Origin of the sequence: Streptomyces sp. CA-106110 (assembly GCF_050936285.1) — a bacterium.
Classification (GTDB): Bacteria; Actinomycetota; Actinomycetes; order Streptomycetales; family Streptomycetaceae; genus Streptomyces.
The window spans coordinates 11,805,451-11,820,229 of the sequence record NZ_JBNJNB010000001.1 but is presented as its reverse complement, the minus strand read 5'-3'; the positions used below and the strand labels follow the sequence as shown (position 1 = coordinate 11,820,229).

Sequence of the window (14,779 nt, the reverse complement as noted above, 5' to 3'; positions counted from 1 at the left end):
ACTGTTGCAGTCATGCGCCCGTCCGTGACTGGACGGCAGTGGGGTCGGCATGGATTCGTCACTGGCGTCTCAACGACGCCGGCTTGTCGCCATGAGGACATATCATGCTTTCACGTCGTCTGTCCCGTCACGCCCGTACGCGGTGCATCCGCGTTCTCGCCTCGGTGGTTGCCGTCGCCTCTGTCAGTCTCCTGTCCGGTTGCGGGGGCGACTCGTCCGCCGCTGCCGGCTCCAAGGACGCGACGCTGCAATTGGGGTGGATTGCCAACGTCGAGAACATGGGGCCGTACACGGCCCTGGATTCGGGCTACTTCAAGGACAAGAAAGTCAACGTCGCGGTCGCGCCGGGCGGGCCGAGCGTCACCGTGGAGCCGCTGGTCGTGAGCGGCAAGGCCCTGGTGGGGCTCACCTCGGCCGACATTGCGGCCAAGGCGATCATCGCGGGGGCGCCGATCAAGATCGTGGCAGCCACCCTGCAGACCAACCCGACCAGCGTCATGTCGCTTGCCAAAGCTCCCGTCAACACCCTCAAGGATCTTGAGGGCAAGCGGCTGTGCATTCAGACCAGCGGCCTGGAGACGATGAAGACGGTCCTGAAGGCCAACAAGATCGATTTGGCCAAGGTCAAGTTCGTCACTGCGGACTTCGACCCGTCACCGCTGGTGACGGGCCAGTGCGACGCCTTCACGTCGTTCCTCAACAACCAGCCGATCACGCTGGCCTCCCAGGGCGTGAAGACCAAGGTCTTCCCGTTGAGCGACTACGGCTACAACGTCGTCGCCGACGCCCTCGTGGTGAGCGACAAGACCCTGGCCGACCCCACCAAGAGGGCCACCGTCGTCAAGATCATCTCCGCTCTTGCCCAGGGCTGGCGCAAGGCTCTGGACAACACCGACGCCGCCACACAACTCGTCGTGGACAAGTACGGCAAGAACCAGCACCTCGACCTCACGCAGCAAAAACTCGGCGCCAAGACCTACCTCGACCTGGTTCAGAGCGACGAGACCAAGCGCAACGGCCTCCTCTCGATCAGCGATGCCACCGTGAAGGCCAACATCGCCACCCTGAACCTGCTGGGCATCCGCATCACCGCGGACCAGCTCTTCGACACCTCGCTCATCGCGGACGCCAAGCCAGTCGACTGACGCCCGGCCGCGCTCACCCTCCGCCCCATCACAACGAAAGCCGAGTCATGCCTGCTCACCACTCGAAAGACCCGTGGACCCGCGTCACCAGCGTGCACGGGTTCCCCGCCGATGAACTGATCGCCGCGCTGCAGAAGTCGATCCGGCGCGGGCTGCTCGACAACGCACTGCTGGTCGCACGGGAGATGTACGAGACCAGTGCCGAGCTCGAAGAACACCTGTGGATGCGGTTGTCGGTGATCAGCTGCGAGGACACCGGCGACGGCAGCTTCCAGGAGCCGATCGTGATCAACTCGCTCTACCAGATGCACCAGCGCCTGGACCGCAGCTTCGGCGACCGATGGCTCTTCGCCGTCCACGCCGTCCGCTTCCTCACCGGACGCACCAAGGACCGCACCACCGACGAGTTGGCCAACCTCACCGTCCACGACGTCAACGCAGGCAAGCGCCCCGATTTCCCCGACTGGGCCCTGGACGTCCACACACGGCGGGGCCAGGAGATGGGCCGCACGGTCCAGGACTTCTGGACCACTCACTCCCATGTCGAGAACGAACTCCCCAACCGCGATCACCAGTACCTCGACCGTATCAAGGAGCTGCTCGCCTCCGGAAAGTGGCAGGCATGACCACCGCCGTCCCAAGCCAGGGCACCACCGGCACCCGGCGCGGCCTCGTGGCCGAGGGCCTGGGCCGAACGTTCGCCACCAAGCAGGGCGAAGTGGTCGCCCTCTCCAACGTCGACCTCGCCACCCGACACGGCGAGTTCACCGCACTCCTTGGGCCCTCGGGGTGCGGGAAGTCGACCCTGCTCAAGATATTCGCCGGGCTCGATGGCCCCACCAGCGGAGCCGCAACCCTGGACGGCAGCGCTCCGGACGCGGTGCGCAGACAGCACCGCATCGGGGTCGCCTTCCAGGACGCCGCCCTGCTGCCCTGGCGCAACGTGAGCGCGAACATCGCCATGGCCTACGAGGTCGCGGGCCGGCCCACCGACAAGGCGGCCATCGCCGACCTGATCTCACTCGTCGGCCTGAAGGGCTTCGAGAAGGCCCGCCCAGCTCAACTGTCCGGCGGGATGCGCCAACGCGTCGCACTGGCACGGGCATTGGCCCTCGAACCCGACGTCCTCATGCTCGACGAGCCGTTCGGTGCCCTCGACGAGGTCACCCGGCACAGGCTCAACCTGGAGCTTCAGCGTATCTGGCAGGAACGGGCCATCACCACGCTGCTGGTCACCCACTCCATCAACGAGGCCGTCTTCCTCGCCGACCGGGTCGTGCTGATGGCGGCCCGGCCCGGTCGCGTCGTCGAGGTACTCGACATCGAACTCGAGCGCCCGCGCACTGCGGACATCATGCGCTCGCCGCGCTTCCACGAGCTGTGCGACCACCTCTCGGCCGGCCTGTACGGCGAGTCCACGCGGGAGCCGCGATGACCGGGGCCCCCCAACCCGTCACGGTGGCAGGCCTTAGGTCCGCGCTGCTGCGGCTGGCGCCCGCCGCCGTGATCGTGGCGCTGTGGACGCTGCTGGCCGTCTCCTTCACCGGCCTGCGGGTGGTGCCCACACCGTGGGCCGTCATCCATGCCTTCCTGGACGACCTGCCGGTCTACGGACCCAACGTCTCCTCGACGCTGTCGGTGGCCGGCGTCGGGTTCCTGGTCGGCAACGGCGCCGCACTCGCACTGGGCGTCGTGTTCGTCCAAGTGCCCTGGGTCGAGCGTCTGCTGCTGCGGATCGCGGTAGCCAGTTTCTGCGTCCCGCTGGTCGCCATCGCCCCGATCCTGGTCGTCGTGCTCCCGGGAGACGCGCCCAAGCAGACACTGGCCGCGCTGTCGGTGTTCTTCACCACCCTGATCGCGGTGGTACTCGGACTACGTTCCGCCGACCCCGCCTCACTGCAGGTCGTGCGGTCCCTGGGCGGCAGCCAGTGGCAGGCAATGTTCAAGATCCGCTTCTTCGCCATGCTGCCGAGCCTGTTCGGAGCACTCAGGATCGCGGCGCCCGCGGCACTGCTCGGCGCGATCATCGGTGAGTACCTCGGGGCAAGCCAAGGCCTCGGCGTCATGCTCGTCCAGGCCCAGTCCTCCTTCCAGGTGCCACGGACCTGGGCCGTGGCACTGGTCATGTCAGCCCTCGCCGGTCTCGCATACCTGGTCTTCGGAGTCATCGGACGCCTCATGACACCGTGGGCCGCCCACGACGTCACCCTCGTGACCGTCTCCCAACCGCCCCCACCCCCTCGCCGGATGTGGGCCGCGGTGACGATCCCCGTCCTCGGCGTCGCCGGATCCATCGCCATCGTGATCGCCTGCTGGTACGCGCTGATCGCCGCATTCGACCTCAACGCCTACTTCGCCAAGACACCCCTGGACGTGCTGCGGTTCATCACCTCCAGCCCCGAGGCATCCGAAAACCGGGCGTCACTGTGGAGCGGACTGAAGATCACCCTGACCGACGCCGGAGCGGGATACCTGTTCGGAACCCTGGCAGCGTCGCTCACCGCCCTGCTCATCGTCACCTCCAAAACCTTCGAACGCGCCGTCATGCCAGTCGCGATCGCCCTGCGATCCGTACCGCTGGTCGCGATGACACCCCTGCTGGCGCTCGTCTTCGGACGGGGACTGACCGGGGTAACCGTCATCGTCTCGATCGTGACGTTCTTTCCCACCCTCATCAACGTCGTCGTCGGGCTCCGCTCCGCCCCCGCCCTGGCCACAGACGTCGTCCGCTCACTGGGCGGGTCAAACGCCCTGGCCACCCGCAAGGTACGCATCCTCTACGCCCTCCCAGCCTTCTTCGCCTCCGCCCGCACCGCCGTCCCCGGCGCACTCGCCGGAGCGACCCTGGCCGAATGGCTGGCAACAGGGCAGGGCATCGGCTCGATGATCGTCCAGGACTACGCAGGATCGCGTTTCGATGCACTGTGGACGGAATCCGTCATGATCGTGGTCGTGTCCGTGCTCTTCTACACGGCCATCAGCGCACTGGAACGGCCCATCACCAGACGATTCGCCGTCGCCGGAACATAACCCGAAACCACCAACAAAGCAGCCCCGTACCGGCCTTACCGTCATGGAATGCCGGACCCGAACCAGCCCGCCACCCGGGCGCCACGGCACCAGCCCGGCACCGGCACCGGCACCGGCACCGGCACCGGGACCGGGACCGGGACCGGACGGGATCCGACCAGGCCCCACCACACCAAGGCACCAGCACAACTGCGCAGGGCACAGCCACGTGGCCGTGCCCCCGCTCATGCCCACAACAGCAGGAGGACCGCGATGCCCCGGACCGGTGTTCTCGTCGTCGGCAGCATCACCGCGGACGTCACCGCGTTCAGCCGGCGGCTGCCCCAACCCGGCGAAACGGTGCTGGGGGACGACGTCACCCTCGTCCTCGGCGGCAAGGGGGCCAACCAGGCGGTCGCCGCCGCCCGGGCGGGCGCACCCACCTGGATGGTCGGCTGCGTCGGACAGGACCTCTTCCGCGACCTCGCACTGGAGGGCCTGCGCGCACACGGGGTACAGACGTCCGAGATCCGCACCGTCCCCGACCGCACCGGTGTCGCCCACATCCGCGTCGACGCCTCCGGTGAGAACGACATCGTCATCACGCCACTGGCCAACACCGCCCTCACACCCGACATGGTCGACGCCAGCATCGCCAAAACCCGCAATCACACGCGCGTCATGCTGCTCCAACTGGAGGTCCCCGCCGAGGTCACCCGCCACGCCGCCCAGGCCGGGACCGACGCCGGGTACACCGTCGTCCTCGACCCGGCACCCGCACAGCCGCTGCCCGACGACATCTGGGCGCACGTGGACATCGTCACCCCCAACGAGAGCGAGGCCACCGCCCTGACCGGCATCACCGTGGACGGCCCCCACACCGCCGAACAAGCCGCCCACTGGTTCCTCGACCGAGGCGTACGCCACGCACTGATCACCCTCGGCGCAGCCGGGGCCATCTCCGTCACCGCACACGCAGTCCGACACCACCCCGCTTTCCCCGTCACCCCCGTCGACACCACCGCGGCCGGCGACGCCTTCACCGGCGCACTCGGCGCAGCCCTCGCCGCCGGCCTGGACACCGACACCGCCCTCCAACGCGCCATGGCCGCCGGAGCCCTGGCCACCACCCGCCCCGGAGCAAGCCCCTCACTCCCCGACCTGGCCGCAGTCCACGCCCTGCTCGCCACCGCCGATTCCGTAACCGACCTGGAAGAAGCCACCCCGTAAGGCGCACCAACACAACACCCACCAGGCAACCCGGCCCCGTCAAACCCGAGACCGCCACACCGGCCAACTCGTCGACACCGACGCCGACCCACCCACCCCACCCGGCACGAAGCAGACGGACCCCGGCCCTCACCCAAAACCTGCCACGCTTCCTCGATCCGCTCGACGCTGCCCCAACCCCAGGCGGCAGTAACAGACGTGCTCCTGCCGAAGCAGACCAACGAGGCAGGTCCTGCTGCGCGCCGAGATCGAGATGCGGTACGCGCCAGAGCGCCGCACTCCCCGCGCATTGTCGCCGCGGACTTCTTCACGCAGGCCCGCATCGCACAGGTCTCGACCGTACTGCCCCCACGGCAGGACAGGGACACAGTGAGCTGCCCGAAGGACAGCATCTGGCCCCGAAGCCACAGCACATGGGCCGCACCCGGACAGCCAGATGCGCTCGCCGTCACGGACGAGGCCGTCGAAAGCTGGTCCAGCGGCAGGTCTTCGACCGCCGGCGACCCCTCCGGGGCTTCATGGTCGAACTCCTCACGGGCACAACGGCCGGAGACGACGGCCGGCTTTCCCCGGCCGGAACCGAATCATCTCGGCCGGCAACCGCACCGCTCGATAGGACACGGGCGGACAACCCGGCGGCGCCGGCGCGCAGACGGAAGACCAGTGAGGAAGTGGCCCGAGCCGGCCGGGCTTTGGCCTGTGTCTGCATGCCTGATGCGCCGGAGTGAACGACGAGCGAGCCATCCTGGCGTACTCGGCCTCGACGCGCACCTGCAGCAGCGTGGGCGCCCGCGTCAGTGCGGGCCCGCTGCGAGCTGGGCCGCCTGACCTGCAGCTGGCACACGAGCCGGCCCCACCCCAATAGGCGCAAGTCTTCACTTATTGACCGAATTGACTCTTGTGGTGTCCGGTTCAACCACGAGACGTTGGCGTTGTATGGGCCTCCCTTCGCCACAGCAAAGGACATCGGCGGTGCATCTACGCAGGTTGGGACGTGCAGGTATAACAGTGATTGCCGCTGCCATCGCCTCGGTTGCCGCTGTGACACCGGCATCCGCTACGGGACAGGCTTCGGTCTATGACCGTCAGGCCGAAGCGGGTCGTTTGAAGGCTCCCCTCCCTGAAGGGAGGGGATTCTCCACCCTCCAGGGTTGAGCGGGGATGTACGGCTCAGGCTGCCACCGGAGCCAGCGGCTCAGGTGGTCTTACGCCCTCGGCACCGTCCGGGTTCCAACCTGCCCGGACCAGCATCACGCGGGCGGAGTTCTTGTCCCTGGGGGACACGGCTCCGCACACGGTGCAGGCATACGTTCTCATCGAGAGAGGGAGTGCGTGCTTGGTTCTCGCCCCGCACGTTGCGCAGTCCATCGTGGTGTGCGCCGGGTGCACCAGACGGACGTCCCGTGCGTGCTTGCGGCCCATCTCGACCAGGGCACGCTTCGTCGCCGCGATGGCCGCGTCGGCCGCCTTGCGGGCCATGGTGGTCTTCGCGAGGAACTTCGGGCGGAAGTCCTCCACCGCCACTCCGTCATGATCGCGCATGACGGCCTTGGCCCACTTGCGGCCGGTGTCCTCCCGCTGCCGCGCGATCTTCCTGTGCAGCTTCGCTGCCTGTGCCTGCGCCTTCCGGTAGCCGGTGGATGCACGCTGTCCTTTCGGTCGCCGGCGCCGGGCCATCATCCGCTGGTACTTCGCGAGCCGCTGAGCGGACCGCTTGCCGTGTTCGGCATGCGGAAGGTCGTAGGCGTCATCCGTGGTGGTCGCGGTCTCCTTCACACCCCAGTCCACGCCCAGGACGTGGCCGGTCTCCACAAGCGGCTCGACCTGGGCCGGGGCGACGAAGGAGGCGTACCAGTGCCCGAGCGTGTCCTGGTACACGCGCACGCTCGACGGGTCGGCCGGAAGAGCCCGCGACCACACCACGCTCAGCACGATCTGGCCCGCAAGGTGCAGACGGCCCTCCTTGAGGCGGAAACCGCGCCGGGTGTAGTTCAGGCTCGGCCTGGCCTCCCGCTTGCGCTTGAAGCGGGGCATCCCCGCCCGGCGGTGCTGCGCAAGCCCGTCCTTGATGTCCTTCAGCGCCTTCGCCCGCGACCTGGCGAAGTCCCGGATCACCTGCTGCTGCGGCACGCTCGCGCCCTCAGCCAGCCACGCTGTCACCCCGCGGGCGTCGGTCAGCATCCTGTCCAGCTGCGCCGGACCACACGTCAGCTTCTCGCCGCCCGCTCTGCTCTGCGCGTGGGCCTGCCGGGACTTGGCCACGCATTCGTTCCAGATCCAGCGGCAGCGATCCCACTCGGCTTCGAGTGCGCGCCGGGCTGTCTTCGACAGGCGTACACGGAAGGTGTACCGGGCATGCCCGGTGTCCTTCGTGGTCGCTTCTGTCGTCATGCATCCGAACCTACCTGGGAGGACTGACAGTTGAGAGTTCTTGACCGTTGTGGGCGGCATCACGGCCGTGCGGGGTGGACGCCGGATCGCCCTGACGGCGATCCGGCTGTCCCTGCCCTGCTCCGCAGGAGTCCGATTCCTCCCCGGCCTGAAGGCCGGGGCATCCTCGGAGAAAGCCGGTGAATTTCTTCCGGACTGGGCCGAACCACTATTACTTCGACTTCCGGGTCTCCGACACCCAGTGCGACGGATACTCCGTCTATGCGCAGTATCAAAGGGGGTCTTCAAAGTTGAGCGGTGCGGAGGTGTCCGCGGGCTCGGCGGGTGGTGACGCAGCGTGTCCGTAGGCGTTGGTTGTCGGCGTTACGGACCCTTCAGTTGTAGATCATGGTCCTTGTGGTACTTCTGACGTCGCGTGAGATGCGGACCGATCCATGCGTCGTCGTGCGCGGGTGCGGCGGTGGCAGGCGCGGGCGACGGTCTGGTGCAGGCGGCGGTAGGCGGACCAGGCCAGGCCGTGCCGGATACGCTCGGCCCGGTCGGGTTGCGGGGCGAGCAGGATGATCAGGCGTTGGATCTCGAAGGCCGTGAAGCGGACGGGGGCCGGGGTGCCGGTGGGGTCATCGTGGTCCCCCTCTCTGGTCGCCGGTCAGTGTGGGCTGGTCTTGGCCGAAGCGGGTGGAGGCCAGTGGGCCCTGTTCCCGGGCGGCTTGGGCGTCGCAGCCGGCCAGGAAGGCGGCGGCGAGCTGGGCGAGGGTGATGTGCCGGTACCAGCCGTGGTAGGAGCGGACCTCGTAGTCGGCCAGTCCGCAGGCGGATTTCGCCAGCTTGATCGCTTCTTCCACCCGCCAGCGTGCTCCCGGGACCAGCACCAGGTCTTCCATCGCTGTCCCGGGTGGTCCCCAGCCCAGGTAGTAGTCGCGCTTGGCTGGTTCCTCGGGGCGGCGGCGCGCGATGATCCATCGTGCCCAGGCCTCGTCGCCGACCGGCTCGCCCGGGTCGATGATCCGGCGTGCCCACCACTGCCAGACGCGGGTGTCCAGCTGGGAGGGCCCGGCTGGTAGCTGAACCCAGTCCTCCTCCTGGGCGACGCGCTCCACCAGCCGTCCCGCATGCCTCCATCCCGGGCGTGCCAGTACCGGCGTGTTCGCCTGGACCGCTACCACGTAGGGCAAGTGATGTTCCTCGAGGAAGGAGCGGAAGGCCTTTTCTCGCCCGTAGACCTCGTCCGCCGCTACCCACACTGCTCCTTCGCCCTGGGGCAGGTCGGGCAGCGCCCGCTCGATCATCGCCTCGGCCAGCCGCGGCTTGGTCATGAAAGCGCGGTCCTCGGGCACGTGCGCGGCCCGGCAGCGCGCCGGGTCGCCTGTCCACTCCTTCGGCAGGTACAACTCCCGGTCGATCAACGCCTGACCGGCTCCGGTCGCCCACGCGGCCATCACCCCGACCTGGCAGGGGAAGACACCCCCCAGCGCCCCGGAATACTGCCTGGCCACCCCCGCCGAAGCCGTGCCGCGCTTGGCGAACCCGGTCTCGTCCACCACCAGCACTCCCGCCCCGCCCGGCCCCGCGCCCTCCCCATCATCCGCCAGCGCCGCGACCACGTGACGCCGCGTAAAGTCCCGCATCCCCTCCACGTCCCAACGCGCACGGTCCAGCAGATGCTGCTGATTCCACGGCGCACCGTCGCCGGCGTACTCCGCCAACTGCCAGCCGTTCTTCCGCGAGACCGGCCCCAACAAGCCCCGCACACACGCCGCAGCCCGACACCGCACGTCCACCCGGGGGAAGAACCGGCCGACCTCCAACAGCAGGTCATCCAACTGCCCGGCCCACTCCTCCGCCCACTCCCGGTCCGACACCGCGCCCACAACGTCCAGCAACTCGACCTGCATACACGCCAGTTACCCGCCCTACGAGATCGACGAACTACGACCCCGACCATGATCTACAGCTGAAGGGACGGAACCCTTGCATTTTGAGTTCCCGGTCACTCCGGGTGATGCGGGCTGGTCGGGGGTCTGTAGGTAGGGCGGGGAAGTTTCGGCCTGTTCCGTGAGCCTTTGGGGCGGCCGGGCCCTGCGGGCCGGGGTTTCGGCGCCCTGGTGATCGCGGGCAGTTTCGCGCGGAGGCGGCGAAACCCCAACCGGACCCGGTAGGGGCTCAAGGTGGCGTCGACGGGCGGACGGGCCTGCCAGGGGCGGCGGAGATCGTCGACGAGGTCCCGGGCGAGATACAGCTGCGCGTATGCGGCCAGGACGAGCGCTATCCACCGGTCGACGGCTTCGGCTGCGTCCAGGCGCGCGGCGCCCAGGCCGAGGTGGCCCTTGACGAACCGGTGGAAGTGTTCCTGGTCGAAGCGGCGCATGTACGCCATCCACATCAGAACGGGGTCGGCGGGCTGGGGGCCAAGGTGCCACAGCCACAAGTCCTTCTCCGTGCCGCCGCCGTGCGGCAGCCGCTCGACCTGCACCTGCAGGACGGTGCCGCGCACGATGGGTAGGGACTCGTCCTCGGGCCAGTCGCTCCACCAACTGGAGCGGCGGGTCAGCTGCTGGTGCAGGTTGTGCCAGGCGCGGATGGTCACCTTCCCGTACCGGTCGCTGTCAAGGCTGACTTCGCTGTCGGGGGCCGGGCGGGTGTCGGGGCGGGCGCAGGAGAACTCCGCGCCGTGCCGCTGGGGGCGCCCGTTGGTGCCGGGCAGCCTTGGCGGCGGGTCGAAGTGGAAGCGCCGGTTGCCGCGCAGTCGCACCAGGAGCTGGACGGGCAGGCAGTCCAGCTCGGTGGCCAGTTCCGCGCCCCGGTAGCCGGCGTCCAGCAGGATCAACGGGGGCGGGTCGCCCAGCTGCCAGCGGCGGGTGGCCTGCAGGTCTGCCAGCAGGGTGCGGATCTGCCGCAGGGCGACCTCGCCGGCCTGCTCGGTGGGGCGCACCCGCCGCGCCTCCAGCGGCTGCACCCAGGAGGTGGCGCCCCAGCCGATGCCGACCAGGATGCTGTAGTCCCAGCCGGGCAGGAACATGTCCGGCCCCTTGGTGCGGACCATCACCATGGTCCGCTGGTCGGCGAAGCGCGCGTCGGGACGGGCCAGCGGGGTGGTGTCGATGGCGAACATCAGCGGCTCGCCCGCCCGGGCCGGGGACAGGCGCTGGACCAGGGCCTGCCGCAGCCGGTCGGCCGAGACCCCTCCGTGGTGCAGCGCGTCGTACACCGAACTGTGCCGCCGGAGGAACTCCGGCTCCAGCGACAGCTCCACCGGCGACTGCACCGGACCAGCGGTGCACAGCATCGCATCGGCGAGTTCGAACAGCGCATCGCCCCGACGGTACAAACAGGAGCGCAACTGACTTCGAAACGCGGCCAGTTCATGCAGGGCATCGACACCGGGCGTGGGAGAAGGAAGAGTGTGCATCACGGCCTTTGCCTGATCGACTGTCAACTCGTGGCGAGAAGACACGATCATGCAAAGGCCGCCCTGTTGTCATAAGAACCGCGGAATCCGTCCCGCCCCCGACCAGCCCGCATCACCCGGAGTGACCGGGAACTCAAAATGCAAGGAACCCGAAGGCGGCGCGCGCGACGAGCTTGATCACGCGGTTGATCCCCTCGCTCTTGGCGTTGCTGTGGCCGGTGTCGATGAGCGCGGAGATCTCGGTCCACCAGCGGTCGACGGTGACGGCGAGCTGGCGGACTTCGGGGATATCGGCGTCCGCGCACCAGGTCAGGAACTTCCACCGCGCGTGGCCGATGCGGTGGCGGTCGGCGCCGGTGCGGGCCAGGGCGAGGAGGTTGCGCAGGGATTCCTTGGCAATCCATGCGGTCAGCAGGACGCGGCCGATCTTCCCCTCGGCCAGCAGCGGGTTCCACATCTTCGCGAACTGCTCATCGGTGAGGTCCTCGCGATTGCGCAGCAGGCGCCGCCTCGCCTTCCACTCCGGGTCACTGGCGCGTCCACGCCGCCCGCGGACCTCGGCGGTGGTGCGGCGCCGGACCATGGAGAGCATCTTGTTGGCGAGCTGGACGACGTGGAAGTGGTCGACCACGACGATGGCGTCGGGCAGGCCGGTGCGGATCGCGGCGCGGTAGGTGGCCGACATGTCGATGGCGACGTGGCGGATGTTCTTGCGCCAGGTCAGCGGTGTGGTGGACAGCCAGGCCAGGACGTCGGCGACGGCGCGGCCCTCGACCTGGCCAAGCAGCCCGCCGTGGCCCAGCGCGTCGACAAACCCGGTGTGCCACCGGTCCCGGGTCAGATGCCACTTGCCGCTTTCGGGGTCCTGCTCCCACTTCGTCTTGCCCCGCCGGGTCTCGTCGATGCCCAGCACCGTCACCTTGGGCAGCGGGGCGTCGACGACCTCGCGCGCCGATATACGGAAGGCGCGCATCACCGTCGGCCAGGACAGATGCAGGTCGCGGGCAGCCTGGATGACCGTGGAGCCGGCATCGCGCACCCGGCGCCCAGCCGCCTGGCGCAGCCGGGCGGTGATCCGCGCTCCGGCCGGTATCTGGGCAATGCTCTCGGTGAACGACTTCCTCGGGCACTCCGGCTCGCGGCACCACCAGCGGCGCTTGTGCCAGAAGAACTCCAACCTCCGCTCTCCGTAGGGGATGTCACACGGCCGGGTCACCGCCGGCCCCTTCACCCGGGAGGCGATGACCCCGCAGGAGGGGCAGGCCCGCGCCGCCTCGTCCGCCGTGGTCAGGTGCACCCGACGCGTCCCGTCGGCCAGTGACTCGACCCGCACGACGGACACCCCGTCGAGACCCAGCAGCAACGTCGTATCGTTGACCAAGCCCGTGGCTCCCCAATGATCCTTCTGCGTAGAGAACAGAAATGATCAACCAGGACCACGGGCGTCCTGCGTCCGGGGGCCAGTCCCGCCACGCATATCACCCACCGTGACGAACAGTCAGCGTCCCTGATGAGACGCACCGCTCAAGTTCGAAGACCCATCAAAGGGCTGGAGCCAGTCGACGAACCATTCCGAACTCCGGGGGCTGCGGCACACACTCGGACTACTGGCGTCATTTCACAGCGGGGCAGAGCATCAAGTACCGGGTCTGCGTCGACAAACCCTGGTACATCGGCGACACCTGCGGTCGTTGGAAATGGGACACCACGGGTGGCTGAGCCGCGCTGAGGGCTGTCCAGTGAGGCTGGTTGCCATCTGCTGTGAGCCAGGCCCGGGCAGACACCACACCGCAGGCCCGCAAGGCGAGCCCTTGCCGTCAGCCGGTCTTGCGCGCGGTGGCACGTGCCGGCATCCAAAGCCGCGCCGAACTCCTGGTCGCGCTTGCGCCTCTGGTGGACCACGGCCGGGGTGATCCCGGCGGCGACCGCGGCCGCGAGCACCGTGGTCTCGGGCACGCTGAGAGCCTGCAGAAACCGGGCTACGCGTTCGGGGGTGAGACGGGTCAGATCCCTGTACCCGAATGACGGGACCTGGGCCGACACGGCGTCGCAGGCCTGAGCGAACGCTCGATCGTCACTTCTCGAGCCAGCCACGCGACCGGAGCCCACGATAAGCCCTGCCTCGCTCGGAGCCCGCCCGCGGCAAGGAGCCAAAGACCGGCTGGGGCCTCGTGGAGATCATCGTCGCTAAAGTGGCCTCGGTGCGCGACCCGGCAATCCGAACGCCCGTGGCGACGCTATGGCAGACCCGGTCCTCATGATGTGTTCGTCGGTGTTCATGTTCCTGCAGGCGAACCCTGGCGAACATCAGTTGCACGACATTCGGCACGTCAACGGATCCCGCTGCAGGGAGATTTGTCGTGTCAGTCCTTGCTCTCGCTCTTCTCTCCAGCGCGCTGGTTGCCGTCATCGCTCTGCTGACCGCCTTTGAGGTGCGCGTGGCGCACCCGCTGGACGGGGACGGCCAGCGCCGCGAAGGCGGAAGTGACGGTGTTGGAGAGGAAGTCGGAGCCGCCGTCGATACGGACCAGGTTGGGGATGCCGCCGGCAGGTCCGTAGACGTCGTCGCAAAGCTGCACTGCCCTGCGGCCAGACCTGCCATTTCACCCGATTGACGGCCATCAGAACAAGGCCTGTAAGTGAGTCTGTGTATATCATCGAATGCAGCCATGCAGCCTCCTCATTCCCTTTCAGCCTATGTAGCCGGCCTGGAGGTATGCACTGCTCCGTGATTAATTCACATCGGCAACTCGGCCCGACTGTGGCCCTAGTGAAGCTGCCCACATTGCCCCTCCCAGGCGGCGACGGATGAGTCTTACATGCAGCGCCGAAAGCGAGGATGAGTCGTGCCTGGTACGCGCGGCAGGATCAGATGGAAACTGTTCGCCTTCGTCACGCTGCCAAGCCTCACTGCCGGAGCGGCCCTCTCCGTGGACATGGCTAAGGGCGTACTTGCCGCGTCGTACCTTATCTCCAGTGAGAAATCTAAGAGCTCCTCTGAACGCATCAAAGGCGAGGGGCTGATCTCGTACACTGCATATGACAGGGTATACGAGGGGAAGATTGTTCCAGTCCTGGTCTCGGGCCTGAAGGAGTCAAAGACCATGGGCCTTTGTCAATCCACAGTCGTTCGAGACTTCCCGCTCATCGGCACATTCACGGTAAAGCTCACCGCAGCGCAAGTCGTGGCGCGCGACACATACAACGATGTAATCCAAAGCAGTTCCAGTTCTTACACACTGAGGAAGTCGGTCACCGGCATCGCCGTCGGCGCTAGCAGAAATGGGCCGGGCGTCAGGGCGGGGGACAAAACTAACCCCGCAAGTCGGGCAGATGAGGCCGATTCCATCCTGGTGACCAACTCCAAGCAAATCGTGGTGGCCACGAGCGCCGATATCGTCACTACGAGCGGAAGCAGGGTGAGATTCTATAGGGGCATCAACCTCGATTCTTCCGAAGGCTGACGTCGCCGCGGTGGGCGGCTGGCTGCCCGATATGTCCCGTGCCGTGTCGGGACTGGCCGTCGCGTGACGTTGCGGGGGCGTCGGGTTCCACGGGCCCGAGGGTGATGCGGTCCTCTCCTCTCCGGTGTCGT

The 14,779-nt window shown here is 67.9% G+C and carries 11 protein-coding genes; 6 read left to right on the top strand and 5 right to left on the bottom strand.

The genetic code is table 11. The features are described from left to right. Positions 1-104: 104 nt before the first annotated feature. From ACQEXA_RS54745 to rbsK, 5 genes are read left to right on the top strand one after another with little or no spacing between them, the layout of a single operon-like run. Positions 105-1,145 (top strand): ABC transporter substrate-binding protein, encoded by a 1,041-nt coding sequence (locus tag ACQEXA_RS54745; protein WP_432921145.1) that lies wholly within the window; start codon positions 105-107, stop codon positions 1,143-1,145. A gap of 47 nt (positions 1,146-1,192) precedes the next feature. Next, positions 1,193-1,771 (top strand): hypothetical protein, encoded by a 579-nt coding sequence (locus tag ACQEXA_RS54740; RefSeq protein ID WP_432921148.1) that lies wholly within the window; start codon positions 1,193-1,195, stop codon positions 1,769-1,771. Continuing rightward, positions 1,768-2,580, top strand: a complete 813-nt coding sequence (locus tag ACQEXA_RS54735; RefSeq protein ID WP_432921150.1) for an ABC transporter ATP-binding protein — start codon at positions 1,768-1,770, stop codon at positions 2,578-2,580. The genes ACQEXA_RS54740 and ACQEXA_RS54735 overlap by 4 nt, the downstream gene beginning before the upstream one ends. Further along, complete coding sequence (locus tag ACQEXA_RS54730; RefSeq protein WP_432921153.1) at positions 2,577-4,175, top strand: ABC transporter permease; 1,599 nt, start codon at positions 2,577-2,579, stop codon at positions 4,173-4,175. Before ACQEXA_RS54735 ends, ACQEXA_RS54730 begins: the two co-directional genes overlap by 4 nt. A gap of 48 nt (positions 4,176-4,223) precedes the next feature. Then, positions 4,224-5,384, top strand: a complete 1,161-nt coding sequence (gene rbsK / locus ACQEXA_RS54725) for a ribokinase (protein WP_433133877.1) — start codon at positions 4,224-4,226, stop codon at positions 5,382-5,384. Between the two features lie 1,170 nt (positions 5,385-6,554). Here rbsK and ACQEXA_RS54720 read toward each other — a convergent pair. From ACQEXA_RS54720 to ACQEXA_RS54700, 5 genes are all read right to left on the bottom strand, one after another. Continuing rightward, on the bottom strand, positions 6,555-7,775 hold the full coding sequence (locus ACQEXA_RS54720) for an RNA-guided endonuclease InsQ/TnpB family protein (RefSeq protein WP_433133875.1): 1,221 nt from the start codon (positions 7,773-7,775) through the stop codon (positions 6,555-6,557). 620 nt (positions 7,776-8,395) lie between these two features. After that, positions 8,396-9,670, bottom strand: a complete 1,275-nt coding sequence (locus tag ACQEXA_RS54715) for an IS701 family transposase (RefSeq protein ID WP_433133873.1) — start codon at positions 9,668-9,670, stop codon at positions 8,396-8,398. Positions 9,671-9,765: 95 nt separating this feature from the next. Continuing rightward, positions 9,766-11,235 (bottom strand): transposase, encoded by a 1,470-nt coding sequence (locus ACQEXA_RS54710; protein ID WP_432928856.1) that lies wholly within the window; start codon positions 11,233-11,235, stop codon positions 9,766-9,768. A gap of 82 nt (positions 11,236-11,317) precedes the next feature. Beyond that, the gene (locus ACQEXA_RS54705; protein WP_433133871.1) at positions 11,318-12,565 is read right to left on the bottom strand and encodes an ISL3 family transposase; all 1,248 of its coding nucleotides are present in this window, start codon (positions 12,563-12,565) and stop codon (positions 11,318-11,320) included. A 982-nt stretch (positions 12,566-13,547) separates the two neighbouring features. Then, a complete protein-coding gene (locus ACQEXA_RS54700) occupies positions 13,548-13,763 on the bottom strand; it encodes a hypothetical protein (RefSeq protein ID WP_432921173.1) in 216 nt (71 codons plus the stop codon). 267 nt (positions 13,764-14,030) lie between these two features. Between ACQEXA_RS54700 and ACQEXA_RS54695 the strand changes: the two genes are divergently transcribed. Then, the gene (locus ACQEXA_RS54695; RefSeq protein WP_433133869.1) at positions 14,031-14,648 is read left to right on the top strand and encodes a DUF6230 family protein; all 618 of its coding nucleotides are present in this window, start codon (positions 14,031-14,033) and stop codon (positions 14,646-14,648) included. Positions 14,649-14,779 lie beyond the last annotated feature (131 nt).

Excerpts from the sequence above, each read along its gene's own strand:
- ACQEXA_RS54720 (WP_433133875.1), bottom strand. The coding sequence starts at position 7,775 with ATGACGACAGAAGCGACCACGAAGGACACCGGGCATGCCCGGTACACC.
- rbsK (WP_433133877.1), top strand. The coding sequence starts at position 4,224 with ATGCCGGACCCGAACCAGCCCGCCACCCGGGCGCCACGGCACCAGCCC.
- ACQEXA_RS54710 (WP_432928856.1), bottom strand. The coding sequence starts at position 11,235 with ATGATCGTGTCTTCTCGCCACGAGTTGACAGTCGATCAGGCAAAGGCC.
- ACQEXA_RS54740 (WP_432921148.1), top strand. The coding sequence starts at position 1,193 with ATGCCTGCTCACCACTCGAAAGACCCGTGGACCCGCGTCACCAGCGTG.
- ACQEXA_RS54715 (WP_433133873.1), bottom strand. The coding sequence starts at position 9,670 with ATGCAGGTCGAGTTGCTGGACGTTGTGGGCGCGGTGTCGGACCGGGAG.
- ACQEXA_RS54745 (WP_432921145.1), top strand. The coding sequence starts at position 105 with ATGCTTTCACGTCGTCTGTCCCGTCACGCCCGTACGCGGTGCATCCGC.
- ACQEXA_RS54730 (WP_432921153.1), top strand. The coding sequence starts at position 2,577 with ATGACCGGGGCCCCCCAACCCGTCACGGTGGCAGGCCTTAGGTCCGCG.
- ACQEXA_RS54735 (WP_432921150.1), top strand. The coding sequence starts at position 1,768 with ATGACCACCGCCGTCCCAAGCCAGGGCACCACCGGCACCCGGCGCGGC.